The organism is Arsenicicoccus cauae (genome assembly GCF_043162025.1).
Classification (GTDB): Bacteria; Actinomycetota; Actinomycetes; order Actinomycetales; family Dermatophilaceae; genus Arsenicicoccus; species Arsenicicoccus cauae.
In genome coordinates, this window is the sequence record NZ_CP171001.1 from 1,223,038 (window position 1) to 1,235,665 (window position 12,628).

Consider the following 12,628-nt stretch of genomic DNA (forward strand, 5'->3'; position numbering starts at 1 on the left):
CCCTATGATCGACCGTAAACCCCCCGGACGAGCCATGTGTCGCAAATCGACGAACACCTACCCTTACGGGTGAAGACTGGGAGGCATTCGACATGACTGCACTGACTGCGCGCTCCGGGGAGCGTGCCGGCCAGCAGTGGATCCAGGAGTGGGCACCGCTCGGCAACTGCGTGACGCAGGACCCCGACGCGTTGTTCGTCCAGGGGGCAGCCCAGCAGCAGGCCAAGCAGATCTGCGTCGGATGCCCGGTCATCGCCGAGTGCCTGGCCGACGCGCTGGACCACCGCACCGAGTTCGGGGTGTGGGGCGGTATGACGGAGCGCGAGCGCCGGGCCCTGCTCAAGCGCCGCCCGGAGGTGCAGTCGTGGCGCCCCGTCCTCGAGGCCATGCTGCAGCGCAGCAACCCCAATAAGGTCGCCTGACCCCCGCTCAGCCGCTCACCCCGAGAGACGCCGCCACCCGCCGCAGCCCGGCGAGGTCGTGCACGTCCGTCGCCTCCGCGGCCGCCACGCTGATCAGCAGCTCCGGACGGCTCGCCCGCAGCTCCGCCAACACTTGCGCGTGCCGCTCCGCCACCCGGTCCGACGCCGCCCCCACCCGCAGCAGCGCCCCTGCTGCCCGGGCCGCCCGAGCATCCTGACCCCCTCCCGTCAGCCGCTCGGCGGCCCCCTCAGCCCCTCGTGCGCCCAGCGTCCCCGTCGCCGGGCGCACGAGCCGGTTGAGGACCAGTGCCGCGGCGGGCATCCCCTCGGACCGCAACCGCCGCAGGAAGTAGTCGGCCTCGCGCAGCGCCGCCGTCTCCGGCGTCGCCACCACCACGAACGCCGTGCCCGGCTCCGAGAGCCGGGCGTAGGTCTGCTCGGCGCGCTCGCGGAAGCCCCCGAAGGTCGAGTCCAGCGCCGCCACGAAGGTCTGCACGTCCCCCAGCAGCTGGGTCCCCAGCACCTTGGACAGCACGCCTGACACGAGCGACATCCCGCCGCCGAGTGCCCGCACGCCGACCCGTCCCCCGAGACGCGCGGGGGCGGTGAGGAGCCGGACCAGCCGCCCGTCGAGGAAGGACCCGAGGCGCTCCGGGGCGTCCAGGAAGTCCAGCGCCGACCGGCTCGGGGGCGTGTCGACGACGATCAGGTCCCACGTGCCGTCCCGCTCGGCCTGGGTGCGGAGCTGGCCGAGCTTCTCCATCGCCATGTACTCCTGCGTACCCGCGAACGAGCTCGATACCGACTGGTAGAAGGGGTTGGCCAGGATCTGCTCGGCGGCCTCCAGGGTCGCGTGCGCCACGACGACCTCGTCGAAGGTCCGCTTCATGTCCAGCATCATCGCGTCGAGGCGACCGCCCGCGGCCTCGTCGATCCCCGTCACCGTGCGGGGGCGGTCGTCCAGCTCGGACAGCCCCAGCGACTGGGCGAGCCGGCGCGCCGGGTCGATGGTGAGCACGACCACCCGGCGCCCGGCCTCGGCGGCGTGCAGGGCGAGGGCCGCGGACGTCGTGGTCTTGCCCACGCCCCCCGAGCCGCAGCAGAGCACCACGCGGGTGCCCGGGTCCCGGACCAGGGCGCCGAGGTCCGAGGCCGTATGCCGGGCGCCGGGGCGGGGCGGGGCCGTCATACGAGCGCTCCGACCTGCGAGGCGAGCGCGGCCGCGAGCCGCGGGAGGGTGCGCGGACCGATGCCCTCGAGCGTCGGCAGCAGCACGGTCGGGAGCCCGACGGCGTCGAGGACCTCCTGCTGCTCGCCCTCGGCCAGCAGCCGCTCGGCGTGGCCGCGCGCGTGCGCGAGGAGGCGGCGGGCGGTGTCGTCGGGTTCGGGGACCTGCAGCGCCCGCAGCTCATCGGCGATGGCCGCCACGTCGACGTCGCCGTCGACGGCCGCGTGGAAGGCGTCGAGGTCGTCCTCGGCGAGCCCGTCGTCGCGCACCTGGTTGACCACGAGCAGACCGGTGCGCAGACCCGCGTCCCGCAGCTCGCCGACCGCCTCCACGGTCTCGGTCACGGGCATCTCCTCCAGCACCGTCACGAGGTGGACCACGGTCTGGTCCGAGTGGACGACCGCCGTGACCGCGTCGGCCTGCGCCTTGATCGGCCCCACCCGCGCCAGGTCTGCGACCTCGGCGTTGGCCTGCAGGAAGCGCACCACGCGACCGGTCGGCGGCGCGTCCACCACGACCACGTCATAGCTCTCGGGCGTGCCGCGGCGCCGCTGGTGACGCGGGGTGCGGCGGGTGGCCTCGTAGAGCTTGCCCATCACCAGCACGTCGCCCAGACCGGGCGCGATGCTGGTCGCCAGGTCGACGGCACCCACCTGGTCCAGCACCGCCCCGGCGGGACCGAGGTGGTAGTGGACGCGGAGGTACTCCATCAACGAGGCCCGCGCGTCCACCGCCAGCGCGTGCAGCTCACCGCCCGCCGGCGTGACGTGGACCAGCCGCTCGTGGTCGTCCAGCGGGCTGCACCCCAGCACCGGGGCCAGCGACTGACGCTGCTCCACCTCGGCCAGCAGCACCCGGCGACCGGACTCGGCCAGCGCCGTCGCCATCGCCGCCGCCACCGTTGTCTTGCCGGTGCCCCCCTTGCCGGTGACCACGTGCAGCCGCGCCTCGCGCCAGGCGTCTGGCCAGGGCTCGGGGGCGGGCGCGGTCGGCATACGGCTGATGCTAGTGCTGTGACCCCCCGCGGCGGTCGCTAGAGTGCGGGCATGACCACCTGGGAGTACGCCACCGTGCCGCTGATCGTCCACGCCACCAAGCAGATCCTCGACCAGTGGGGCCAGGACGGGTGGGAGCTCGTCACCGTCCTGCAGTCGGGCGAGGGCAACCTCGTCGCCTACCTCAAGCGCCCCAAGGCCTGACGGGCAGGCATGGCATGAGTGCCGTCGAGGACCGTCTCGCCGAGCTCGGGCTCAGCGTCCCCGAGGTCGCGGCCCCGGTCGCGGCCTACGTCCCGGCGCTGCAGGACGGGCGCCGCATCCACACCTCCGGGCAGCTGCCGATGGTGCAGGGCTCGCTCGCCGAGACCGGCAAGGTCGGCGAGGGCGACGGGCTCGTCAGCCCCACGCGCGCCAAGGAGCTCGCGCAGGTGTGCGCCCTCAACGCCATCGCCGCCGTGAAGTCGGTCGTGGGCGACCTCGACCGGGTCGCCCAGGTCGTCAAGGTGGTCGGGTTCGTCGCGAGCGACCCCACCTTCACCGGCCAGCCGGGCGTCCTCAACGGTGCGAGCGAGCTGCTCGGGCACGCCTTCGGCGACCGCGGGGTGCACGCGCGCTCCGCGGTCGGGGTGGCCGTGCTGCCGCTGGACGCGCCGGTCGAGGTCGAGATCACCGTCGCCCTCGCCGACGACTGAGCTCCGTGATGGGCGGCGAGCACGGAGTCGAGCAGGGGGTCGTACGCGACTTCCCCGCCGGCGGGCTCGGCTCGCGCGCCCGCGCATGGCTCGACGGCGACATCGAGGTGCGCCGTCACCAGGAGCCTCGGTATGCCGCCACGGTGCAGCTGGTCCGCGACCCGGCCGTGAGCTGGGTGGCAGACGACGAGACATCGTGCGGTGTCGAGGTGTTCATGCTGCGCCGCGTCGCCTCGATGGCCTTCGCGCCCCGCATGATGGTCTTTCCCGGCGGCGGGGTGGACCCGCGCGACGCCGACCCGGCCCTGGTCGCCGACCACTGGGCCGGGCCCTCGCCCGCAGCCTGGGCGCAGCGGATGGCGTGCTCCGAGGACGTCGCGCAACAGCTCGTGGTGGCCGCGGTGCGCGAGGTCTTCGAGGAGTGCGGGGTGCTGCTGGCCGGGCCCGATGCGGACTCGATGGTCGCGGACGTGCGCGACGCCGACTGGCACGCCGACCGGGTCGCGCTCGAGGCCCGAGAGCTGTCCTTCACCGAGCTGCTGCGGCGCCGCGGGCTGGTCCTGCGGTCCGACCTGCTGTCCTACCGCGCGCACTGGGTGACACCGGAGTTCGAGCCGCGGCGCTACGACACGGCGTTCTTCGCCGCGCTGCTGCCGGTCGGGCAGGTCCCGGACGACGCGACCTCCGAGGCCGACGCGGCGGGGTGGTGGCGCCCCACGGACGTGCTCGCCGGCGCGGCCGACGGGTCCGTGCTGATGCTGCCCCCGACGATCGTCGCGCTCGAGCAGCTGGCCGTCGCGTCGTCGTCGGCGTCGTTCGTCGCGGAGACGCCCGAGGTGTGGTCGATCTCGTCGGACCTGATCGAGGACGAGCAGGGCCGCATCTGGATGCGGGCGCGCGTGCCCGACACCGGGGCCGTCTCGTGACCGCCCCCGGCGCCCGTCTCGTGCAGCCGCCCCCGACCGCCACGCCGTGGCTCGGCGGCGTCGTCACCGAGCGGGCGACCTGCGTGCTCGCGCCCAACCCCGGCCCGATGACGCTCGACGGCACCAACACGTGGGTCCTGTCCGAGCCGGGCGGCGAGGCGGTCGCCGTCGTCGACCCGGGCCCGCTCGACGAGCAGCACCTGCTTGCCGTGGTCGCGCTCGTGGAGGAGCGCGGCGCCCGCGTGACCCACACCCTGCTGACCCACGCCCACGCCGACCACGCCGAGGGGGCGGGGCGCTTCGCCGAGCTCACGCGCACGCGGGTGCAGGCGATCGGGGACGGTCACGACAACCTGCACGAGGGCTCGGTGCTGCACGTCGGTGAGCTCGAGGTGGCCGTCCTGGCCACGCCGGGCCACACGTCCGACTCCGTGTCCTTCGTGCTGCCCGCGGACAACACCGTGCTGACCGGCGACACCGTGCTGGGCCGCGGAACGACGGTGGTGGCGCACCCCGACGGCGTGCTCGCCGACTACCTCGCCTCGCTGCGGCGCCTCCGGTCGCTCACCGGCAGCGGCGCCGTCACACGGATCCTCCCCGGGCACGGGCCGACGGTCGACGCCGCCGACGAGGCGGTCGCGTACTACCTGCAGCACCGCGCCGACCGGCTCGATCAGGTGCGCGCCGCCCTCGCCGACGGGGACACGACGGCTGACGAGGTGGTCGAGCGGGTGTATGCCGACGTGCCCCGCGAGGTCTGGCCGGCGGCCCGGCTCAGCGTCCTCGCCCAGCTCGCCTACCTGCGCGACTGAGGACGCCGCGAGGCGGCGGGCCCGGCATACGGCCTGGTGGCCGCTCGCTCAGCGAGCGCGACGATAGAGGCGCTCGATGTCCAGGAGCACGACCGCGCGGGCCTCGAGGCGGATCCACCCGCGGCTGGCGAAGTCGGCGAGGGACTTGTTGACCGTCTCGCGGGAAGCGCCGACGAGCTGGGCCAGCTCCTCCTGGGTGAGGTCGTGGGCGACGAGGACGCCGTCCTCGGACGGGCGACCGAAGCGGCGGGACAGGTCGACGAGGGCCTTGGCCACGCGGCCGGGCACGTCGGTGAAGACCATGTCGGCGAGCGACTCGTTGGTGCGGCGCAGGCGACGCGCGAGCGCGGCGAGCAGGGTCAGCGAGACCTCCGGGCGAGCGGCGAGCCAGCTGCGCAGACTGTCGTGGCCGAGCCCGACGAGAGAGGTCTCCGCCACGGCGGTGGCGGTCAGGGTGCGCGGGCCGGGGTCGAACAGCGACAGCTCGCCGAACATCTCGGCGGGCCCGAGCACCGCGAAGAGGTTCTCGCGCCCGTCGCCGCTGGTGCGACCGAGCTTGATCTTGCCGTCGACGATGATGTAGAGGGCATCGCCCTGGGCGCCCTCGTGGAACAGCACCTCTCCCCGCTCGAGGTGCACGGGGCTCATGGAGGTCTGCAGCGTGCTGGCTGCCTCGTCGTCGAGCGCCGCGAAGAGCGGGGACCTTCTCACCACGTCGTTGTCCACGTCAGTCATTGTGCCATCACGGACGTGGAGGGGCGGGACCGACCGCGCGAGTAGCCTGATCGGGTGTCCACCCTCGACCCCGCCTCGCGTCCGACGCCCACCGGTGAGTCGCCGCTTGCGCTCACGCGCCGTGCCCGCCGGACCTATCGCGTCCTGCACGACACCTACCCCTACGCCATCGCCGAGCTCGACTTCACGACGCCGCTCGAGCTGCTGGTCGCGACGGTGCTGTCGGCGCAGACCACCGACGTGGGGGTCAACAAGGTCACCCCGGCCCTCTTCGCGCGCTACCCGGACGCGGCCGCCTACGCCGCGGCGGACCGCACCGAGCTGGAGGAGCTGATCCGTCCGACCGGCTTCTACCGCGCCAAGACCGACGCCCTGATCAAGCTCGGGACGGCCCTCGTCGAGCGGTATGACGGGCAGGTCCCGGGCCGCCTCAAGGACCTCGTCACGCTCCCCGGCGTGGGGCGCAAGACCGCCAACGTCGTCCTCGGCAACGCGTTCGGCGTCCCGGGGATCACGGTGGACACGCACTTCGGGAGGCTGGCCCGTCGCCTCGGCTGGACCGCCGAGGACGACCCGGTCAAGGTCGAGCACGAGGTGGGAGCCCTCATCCCGCGCAAGGACTGGACGATGCTCTCGCACGTCCTCATCTACCACGGCCGCCGCCTCTGCCATGCCCGCAAGCCGGCGTGCGGCGTGTGTCCCGTGGCGACCCTCTGTCCGGCATACGGAGAGGGCGAGACCGACCCGGCCAAGGCCCGCAGGCTCGCCAAGTTCGAGCTCGCGCCCGGCGCGCCCTGGCCGCAGCGCCTGGGCGAGGCCCCGAGCGGGCTGGCGGCCCGGTGGGCCGAGGAGGGCGTATGACGGCAGCCCGACCCCAGTGGCTGGACACCCTGGTCGACCGTCTGGGCACGACGCCGGCGCACTACTACTCGCGCTTCCTGCCGCCGCAGGAGGGGGCCGGTCGCCGGGCGGGGGTGCTCGTCCTGGTCGGCCCCCGCGACGGTGACGGCACCGACCACGAGATCCTGCTGACTGAGCGGGCTCACGGCATGCGCTCGCACGCCGGGCAGGTGGCCTTCCCCGGAGGGTCGGTCGACCCCGAGGACCGCGACGTGGTCGACGCGGCGCTGCGCGAGGCCCACGAGGAGGTCGGGCTCGACCGGACCTCGGTGGAGGTGCTGGCCACGGTGCCAGAGCTCTACATGCCGCACCGGGACTTCGGGGTGACCCCCGTCGTCGGGTGGTGGCGCGAGCCGCACCCGTTGACCGCGGGCGACCCGCGCGAGGTCGCCTCGGTGCTGCGGGCCCCGGTCTCCGAGCTCGTCGACCCTGCCAACCGGTTCACCGTCACCCACCCCAACGGCTACCGCGGGCCGGCCTTCGAGGTCGACGGGCTGCTGGTGTGGGGCTTCACCGCAGGGATCCTCAGCAAGCTGCTGGACCTCGCGGGCCTCGCCGAGCCCTGGGACGTGTCGCGCCTCGAGGAACTTCCGGAGCAGATGTGGCGCTGATCGGGTCATGAGCCCAGTCGTCCTGGACGTGATCCTGCTCGTCGCCCTCGGCCTGCACGCCGCCGCGGGCTGGCGTCGCGGCCTGGTCATGTCCGCCTTCGCGACCGCGGGGCTCGTGGCCGGCGCCGTCCTCGGCCTGCGCGCCCTGCCGCCGCTGCTCCAGAACGTCCAGGCGCTGCGTGACTCGCTCCTGCTGCGCGCCGCCGTCCTCGCGCTCGGCGTCCTGCTGCTCGCGGTGATCGGCGAGGCCCTGCTCGGACGCGTCGGTGCCCACCTGCGGTCCCGCAACCGCCTGCGCCCCACCCAGCTGCTCGACGCCGCCACCGGGGCCGTCGCCTCGGTGCTGGTCCTGGCATCGATCTACTGGTTCGTCGGCGACACCCTGCGCGCGGCGGCCCCCGGCAGCGTCGCCCGCACCGTCGCCGGGTCGCGGGTGCTGCGCTCCGTCGACGCGGTGATGCCCGCCCAGGCCGGGAGAGCCTTCGCGGACTTCCGGTCGCAGGTGGAGGCCAGCGAGTTCCCCCGCGTCTTCGAGGGGATGGGGGCCGAGCCCATCACGCCCGCCGCCCCGCCGGACCCGCGCGTCGCCCGGACGGCCGGCGTCGTCGCGGCCCGCGACTCGATCGTCAAGGTCGTCGGGGACGCGCCCGCCTGCCGCCGCGAGCAGGACGGCAGCGGCTGGGTCATGTCGCCCCAGCGCGTCGTCACCAACGCCCACGTGGTCGCCGGCACCGATCGGGTGCGCGTGCAGGTCGGTGGCCAGGGACGCTCGTATGCCGCCACCGTCGTCTCGTTCGACCCCCGCCTGGACGTGGCGGTGCTGCACGTCCCCGAGCTGCAGGCCCGGCCGCTGCAGGTGGCCGACACGCTGCGCGCCGAGGCCGACGCGGTGGTGGCCGGCTTCCCCGGCGGCGGGCCGTACCGCCTCGGCGCGGCCCGCGTGCGCACGGTCGTGTCGGCGCGGGGCGAGGACATCTACGGCAGCGCGGGGGCCGTGCGCCAGGTCTACTCGCTGTACGCCACCGTCCGCCCCGGCAACTCCGGCGGGCCGCTGCTCACGACCGACGGCCGCGTGGCCGGGACGGTCTTTGCCCAGTCGCTCGACGACCCGAGCACGGGCTATGCCCTGACCAGCGCGGCCACCCGACCCATCCTCGCCGAGGCCGCCACCGACACCTCGCCCGCCGCCACGGGCTCCTGCTCCGCCGCGTGACCGTCCCCCCCGACCCGGGGGCCACCGTTCGTGAGCCGGGGGCTCAGCGCGGCAGCGCGGCGAGCCAGGGCAGGAGCAGCGCGTCCACCCGCTCGGGGGCCTCCTCCGCCACGAAGTGGCCCGTGCCGGGGAGCAGGTGCGCGTCGAGGCCGGCTGCGACATACCGCGCGGATCCGCCCATCGTCTCCGGGAGGACGGCCCTGTCCGCGGCGCCGTGCAGGTGCAGCACCGGGACGCGGACGGGGCGCCGGAGCGCGGCAGCCCACTGCCGCCCCGAGACCCACAGCTGGGAGCGCGCCATCCAGCGGTAGTACTCGGCGGCGGAGTGGGCGACGAAGGGCAGAGCCATCTGCTCGGCATACCGGGTGGTGATGTCGACGTCCAGCCAGGACGCGCCCGGCGCGGACCACTCGGTGAGGATCCGCGCGACGTAGCCCGAGGCGGGGTCCCCGAGGCGGCGCTCCGGGACGAACGGCCGCTGCAGCCCGGCGAAGGTCCGCCCCGCCTGGATCTGCGTCGGCAGGGTCAGCGACGCGGTCCTCAGGGCGAGCGGGTGCGGCGCCCCGAGGGCGACCACCGCTCGGGTCGCGGCGGGCTGCAGCGAGGGCATCGACCACGCGATCCAGGCGCCGAGCCCTTGGCCCATCACCACGGCCGAGCGCTCACCGAGGGACCGGACGACGCTGGCCGCGTCCGTGGCGGAGGTGAAGGTGTCGTAGCCGACGGGCGGCTTGTCGGACGCGCCGAACCCTCGCAGGTCCAGGGCGGCCACCCGGTAGCCGGCCGCGCTGAGCGAGGTCAGCTGGTGCCGCCACGCCCACCAGAACTGCGGGAAGTCGTGCAGCAGCAGCACGAGCGGACCGTCCCCGGCCTCGGCGACGTGGAACCTGGCGCCGTTGGCGGACACGAAGCGGTGCCGCCAGGGGCCCGGGACCAGGGTGCTGGCGGCGTCACGCATGGTGCCGTCGTTCATCGTGCCCATCCTGGCAAATGAGCACGTGGCAGCACCAACGGCTCGCTGGCCACCCTCGGGGGCCGGGCGGACGACGGCAGGGCCCCCTCCCACTCGGGAGGGGGCCCTGCGCGAGTTCGTGCGGTGCGGCTCAGGCGCGCGTGGCGCCCGACTCCGTGCCCGCCGTGCCCGCCGTGTCGGCCGTGCCCGTCGTCGCGTAGGTCGCGGTGGCCTCGCGGGAGGTGGTGGCGCTGTGGGACGCGGCGCGCTGGTCGGCGACCGCGGGCCGGGAGGTGTTGGGCTTGAGGGCCTCCACCGTCTCCTGCGCGTTGCGGATCGTCCGCTCGGGCTTGACGTTGACCTTGCTCAGGGCCTTCTTGCCGATCATGGCGAGGATGCCGGCGACGACCAGCAGCACGACCGCGACGATCAGGAAGGACAGCCACGGGGCGAGGCCGAGCGCGACCAGGCCGTACGCGACGGCGATGAGCAGCAGGATCAGGGCCAGGAAGGCGAGCACGCCCGCGCCGGCGAACATGCCGATGCCCTTGCCGGCCTTGGCGACGTCGGTCTTGACCTCGGCCTTGGCGAGCTGGATCTCGTTGCGCATGATGCTCGACACGTCCTGCGTCGCGTCCGCGACCAGCTGGCCGATGGTGCGTGCAGTGGTGTCGCTGCCGTAGTTGCGCGCCTCGCGGTCGCGCTCGGCGCGGCGAGCCTCGTGCTCCTGCTCAGTGTGGGACGTGGACATGGGGGCGACTCCTCGCGGACGGTGGGACCGAGATCCCTGGGCAGGGGTTCGGTCGTGTCATTCACACATTCACCCGAAACCATACCCACATCGGGCGCGCGGACGGGTGAGGTTGCATGATGCGGACGAGGTCAGGCGAGCAGGCAGGCGGCCAGCACGGCGCCGCTGAACCCGATCTCCACCAGCCCCACCTGCAGCGGCGTGATCGACCGGCCACGCAGCGGCCCAAGCACCGGCATCGCCCAGGCGCGGACGGCGGCGAGGGCGAGCACCGCGGTGGCCAGGACCAGCGCGGTTGGCGAGACACCTGCGGTGAGTGCCCGTATGCCGCCCAGCGCCGCCGCCAGGAGCGCCACCGTCATCGCCGCGTGATAGGTGACGGAGGCGACGAACCAGCGCCGGTCGCCGCGCTCGCGGATCATCGTCTTGACATAGACGACCGTCCCGAAGAAGTAGGCCAGCTGCAGCAGCGTGACGAACGCCAGCACCCGCACCTCCTCGGGCCGGTGCGTGACGGCGTCGGCGAAGGCAGCGACCGCCCCGAGCGGGGGGCTCGACGGCAGGCCGGCGCTCCACAGGACGGGGGTGACCAGGCACGCGGCGGCGACGGTGACCAGGCCGCTGAGGGTGGCCCGGTCGCGGCGGCGCGCGGCGAGGACCAGGGCCACCGCGAGGAGCGGGGCAGCCACGACGAGCCACCCGGCCAGCCCGGGCCCCAGCGCGAGCACGGCGAGCCCGAGCAGGCAGCAGGCGACGGCATACGCGCGGACGGGGGGCCAGTAACGGGGCTTGCGGCGGGCCTTGAGCCACAAGGTGACGGCGTTGAGCAGGAAGTAGCCCACGACCGTGATGGCGAGGACGGGCAGCGCCACCCAGCGCCAGCCGTGGTCCCGCACGAGCAGGACGGTGCCGGTCACGGCGGGCACGACGAGCATGGCCCAGGCGCCGTGCTGCTGGGGCACCCAGCCGGGAGGACGCTTGCGGCCGCGGGTCATGGCTGGGTGCGGCGGCCCTCGTCGAGCCGGCGCGTGCCGTCGGTGGTGTCCTCGCCGGGGGTGTGGACACCCTCGTGCTCGTAGACGTCCGGGACGCCGTCGAGGTCGAGGTCCTCGGCCTCGCGCTCCGCCACCCGGGCGTAGTGCCGGTTGCGGCTGCGCAGGACGACCGACGCGAGCACGGCCGCCAGCAGGGAGCCCAGCAGGACGGCCATCTTGACGTGGTCGTCGCGGTCCGAGCCCGCGCCGTACGCCAGCTCGCCGACCAGCAGAGACACGGTGAACCCGATGCCGGCCAGCAGGGACAGCCCCGCGATGTCGGCCCACGCGAGGTCGCTGTCGAGCTCCGCCCGCGTGAAGCGCGCCAGCAGCCAGGTCGCGCCGAGGATCCCGACGAACTTGCCCAGCACCAGACCGGCGACGACGCCCTGCGCCGCCGGGTCGGTCACGGCCTGGCCGAAACCGCCACCCACGACGGTCACGCCGGCGGCGAAGAACGCGAACAGCGGCACCGCCACGCCGGCCGAGACCGGGCGCACCACATGCTCCAGCCGGTGGCCGACGTCGACGGGGGTGACCAGGCCGAGCAGGACGCCGGCGACGGTGGCGTGGACGCCGGACGCGTGGACCAGACCCCAGGTGAGCAGGGCCAGCGGGATCAGCAGCCACGGCGAGGTCCAGCCCCTCCGCGTCGCGACGGCGAAGGCCGCCAGCGGGACGAGGGCCCCGAGCAGGGCGAGCGCCTGCAGCGACTCGGTGTAGGCCACGGCGATGATCGTGATGGCGATGAGGTCGTCGACGACGGCCAGCGTCAGCAGGAAGGACCGCAGCGCCGACGGCAGGTGGGTGCCGATGACGGCGAGCACGGCGAGGGCGAAGGCGATGTCGGTGGCGGTGGGGATCGCCCAGCCGCGCAGGACGTCGCCGCCCCCGCCGCCGATCATCCCGACGCCGAGGAAGATCAGGGCGGGCAGCACCACCCCGGCGCAGGCGGCCGCCACGGGGACGGTGGCCTTGCGGAGGTCGGACAGGTCGCCACGCGTGAACTCGTGCTTGAGCTCGATGCCGGCGACGAAGAAGAAGATCGCGAGCAGACCGTCGGCCGCCCAGTGGCCGACCGAGAGGTCGAGGTGCAGCGCCGACGGGCCGACGTGCAGGTCGCGAAGCTCGGCATAGGACTCCCGCCAGGGCGTGTTGGCCCAGACGAGCGCCGCGAGGGCGGCGAGGAGCAGGAGGGCGCCGCCGACGGTCTCGGTGCGCAGCGCGGCGGTGATGCGCTGGGTCTCGCGCCAGCTGCCGCGGGCGAGGACTCGGGTGCTGCCGGTGGCGCGGGGGCGTGGGGAGCTCGCTGGCATGATGCCTTTCGCGGACGACGTGGGGACGCGGACGAGGG

At 74.3% G+C, this 12,628-nt stretch carries 15 protein-coding genes; 8 read left to right on the plus strand and 7 right to left on the minus strand.

Translation table 11 applies throughout. The features are described 5' to 3' along the window. Positions 1–92: 92 nt before the first annotated feature. On the plus strand, positions 93–422 hold the full coding sequence (locus ACF3NS_RS05655; protein ID WP_154593846.1) for a WhiB family transcriptional regulator: 330 nt from the start codon (positions 93–95) through the stop codon (positions 420–422). Positions 423–429: 7 nt separating this feature from the next. Here ACF3NS_RS05655 and ACF3NS_RS05660 read toward each other — a convergent pair whose 3' ends face one another. Continuing rightward, on the minus strand, positions 430–1,611 hold the full coding sequence (locus tag ACF3NS_RS05660) for an ArsA family ATPase (protein WP_392468418.1): 1,182 nt from the start codon (positions 1,609–1,611) through the stop codon (positions 430–432). Next, positions 1,608–2,645, minus strand: a complete 1,038-nt coding sequence (locus tag ACF3NS_RS05665; RefSeq protein WP_392468420.1) for an ArsA-related P-loop ATPase — start codon at positions 2,643–2,645, stop codon at positions 1,608–1,610. Before ACF3NS_RS05665 ends, ACF3NS_RS05660 begins: the two co-directional genes overlap by 4 nt. Before the next feature lie 51 nt (positions 2,646–2,696). Between ACF3NS_RS05665 and ACF3NS_RS05670 the strand changes: the two genes are divergently transcribed. Genes ACF3NS_RS05670 through ACF3NS_RS05685 form a run of 4 tightly spaced genes read left to right on the plus strand, consistent with a single transcriptional unit; the run spans position 2,697 to position 5,078 of the window. Then, complete coding sequence (locus tag ACF3NS_RS05670) at positions 2,697–2,849, plus strand: DUF4177 domain-containing protein (protein WP_154593843.1); 153 nt, start codon at positions 2,697–2,699, stop codon at positions 2,847–2,849. A gap of 14 nt (positions 2,850–2,863) precedes the next feature. Next, entirely contained in the window at positions 2,864–3,340 is a 477-nt protein-coding gene (locus ACF3NS_RS05675) for a RidA family protein (RefSeq protein WP_154593842.1), read from the plus strand. Positions 3,341–3,348: 8 nt separating this feature from the next. Next, entirely contained in the window at positions 3,349–4,266 is a 918-nt protein-coding gene (locus ACF3NS_RS05680; protein WP_392468423.1) for an NUDIX hydrolase, read from the plus strand. Beyond that, on the plus strand, positions 4,263–5,078 hold the full coding sequence (locus ACF3NS_RS05685) for an MBL fold metallo-hydrolase (protein WP_392468425.1): 816 nt from the start codon (positions 4,263–4,265) through the stop codon (positions 5,076–5,078). The genes ACF3NS_RS05680 and ACF3NS_RS05685 overlap by 4 nt, the downstream gene beginning before the upstream one ends. Positions 5,079–5,126: 48 nt before the next feature. On the opposite strand, the gene ACF3NS_RS05690 is transcribed toward ACF3NS_RS05685, so the two are convergent. Further along, complete coding sequence (locus tag ACF3NS_RS05690) at positions 5,127–5,804, minus strand: Crp/Fnr family transcriptional regulator (protein ID WP_288797364.1); 678 nt, start codon at positions 5,802–5,804, stop codon at positions 5,127–5,129. A gap of 63 nt (positions 5,805–5,867) precedes the next feature. On the opposite strand from ACF3NS_RS05690, the gene nth reads away from it, so the two are divergent. Genes nth through ACF3NS_RS05705 form a run of 3 tightly spaced genes read left to right on the plus strand, consistent with a single transcriptional unit; the run spans position 5,868 to position 8,537 of the window. Beyond that, positions 5,868–6,674 (plus strand): endonuclease III, encoded by an 807-nt coding sequence (gene nth, locus ACF3NS_RS05695; RefSeq protein WP_288797365.1) that lies wholly within the window; start codon positions 5,868–5,870, stop codon positions 6,672–6,674. Next, the gene (locus tag ACF3NS_RS05700; protein WP_392468427.1) at positions 6,671–7,324 is read left to right on the plus strand and encodes an NUDIX hydrolase; all 654 of its coding nucleotides are present in this window, start codon (positions 6,671–6,673) and stop codon (positions 7,322–7,324) included. Before nth ends, ACF3NS_RS05700 begins: the two co-directional genes overlap by 4 nt. A 7-nt stretch (positions 7,325–7,331) precedes the next feature. Further along, a complete protein-coding gene (locus ACF3NS_RS05705) occupies positions 7,332–8,537 on the plus strand; it encodes a MarP family serine protease (protein WP_392468429.1) in 1,206 nt (401 codons plus the stop codon). Positions 8,538–8,580: 43 nt separating this feature from the next. Here the strand turns inward: ACF3NS_RS05705 and ACF3NS_RS05710 are convergent, their stop codons facing one another. From ACF3NS_RS05710 to nhaA, 4 genes are all read right to left on the minus strand, one after another. Further along, positions 8,581–9,510, minus strand: a complete 930-nt coding sequence (locus ACF3NS_RS05710; RefSeq protein WP_288797368.1) for an alpha/beta fold hydrolase — start codon at positions 9,508–9,510, stop codon at positions 8,581–8,583. A 130-nt stretch (positions 9,511–9,640) separates the two neighbouring features. Then, entirely contained in the window at positions 9,641–10,240 is a 600-nt protein-coding gene (locus ACF3NS_RS05715; protein ID WP_154593837.1) for a phage holin family protein, read from the minus strand. A gap of 131 nt (positions 10,241–10,371) precedes the next feature. Further along, a complete protein-coding gene (locus ACF3NS_RS05720) occupies positions 10,372–11,235 on the minus strand; it encodes a YwiC-like family protein (RefSeq protein ID WP_392468433.1) in 864 nt (287 codons plus the stop codon). Next, positions 11,232–12,590: a Na+/H+ antiporter NhaA gene (gene nhaA / locus ACF3NS_RS05725; protein ID WP_392468434.1), complete on the minus strand. Its 1,359-nt coding sequence runs from the start codon at positions 12,588–12,590 to the stop codon at positions 11,232–11,234. Before nhaA ends, ACF3NS_RS05720 begins: the two co-directional genes overlap by 4 nt. Between the last annotated feature and the right edge of the window lie 38 nt (positions 12,591–12,628).

What these genes read in the sequence shown, in the direction of transcription:
- nhaA (WP_392468434.1), bottom strand. Translation starts at nt 12,590, where the DNA reads ATGCCAGCGAGCTCCCCACGCCCCCGCGCCACCGGCAGCACCCGAGTC.
- ACF3NS_RS05675 (WP_154593842.1), top strand. Translation starts at nt 2,864, where the DNA reads ATGAGTGCCGTCGAGGACCGTCTCGCCGAGCTCGGGCTCAGCGTCCCC.
- ACF3NS_RS05655 (WP_154593846.1), top strand. Translation starts at nt 93, where the DNA reads ATGACTGCACTGACTGCGCGCTCCGGGGAGCGTGCCGGCCAGCAGTGG.
- ACF3NS_RS05670 (WP_154593843.1), top strand. Translation starts at nt 2,697, where the DNA reads ATGACCACCTGGGAGTACGCCACCGTGCCGCTGATCGTCCACGCCACC.
- ACF3NS_RS05710 (WP_288797368.1), bottom strand. Translation starts at nt 9,510, where the DNA reads ATGAACGACGGCACCATGCGTGACGCCGCCAGCACCCTGGTCCCGGGC.
- ACF3NS_RS05700 (WP_392468427.1), top strand. Translation starts at nt 6,671, where the DNA reads ATGACGGCAGCCCGACCCCAGTGGCTGGACACCCTGGTCGACCGTCTG.
- ACF3NS_RS05715 (WP_154593837.1), bottom strand. Translation starts at nt 10,240, where the DNA reads ATGTCCACGTCCCACACTGAGCAGGAGCACGAGGCTCGCCGCGCCGAG.
- ACF3NS_RS05680 (WP_392468423.1), top strand. Translation starts at nt 3,349, where the DNA reads ATGGGCGGCGAGCACGGAGTCGAGCAGGGGGTCGTACGCGACTTCCCC.
- ACF3NS_RS05705 (WP_392468429.1), top strand. Translation starts at nt 7,332, where the DNA reads ATGAGCCCAGTCGTCCTGGACGTGATCCTGCTCGTCGCCCTCGGCCTG.
- ACF3NS_RS05660 (WP_392468418.1), bottom strand. Translation starts at nt 1,611, where the DNA reads ATGACGGCCCCGCCCCGCCCCGGCGCCCGGCATACGGCCTCGGACCTC.
- ACF3NS_RS05665 (WP_392468420.1), bottom strand. Translation starts at nt 2,645, where the DNA reads ATGCCGACCGCGCCCGCCCCCGAGCCCTGGCCAGACGCCTGGCGCGAG.
- ACF3NS_RS05720 (WP_392468433.1), bottom strand. Translation starts at nt 11,235, where the DNA reads ATGACCCGCGGCCGCAAGCGTCCTCCCGGCTGGGTGCCCCAGCAGCAC.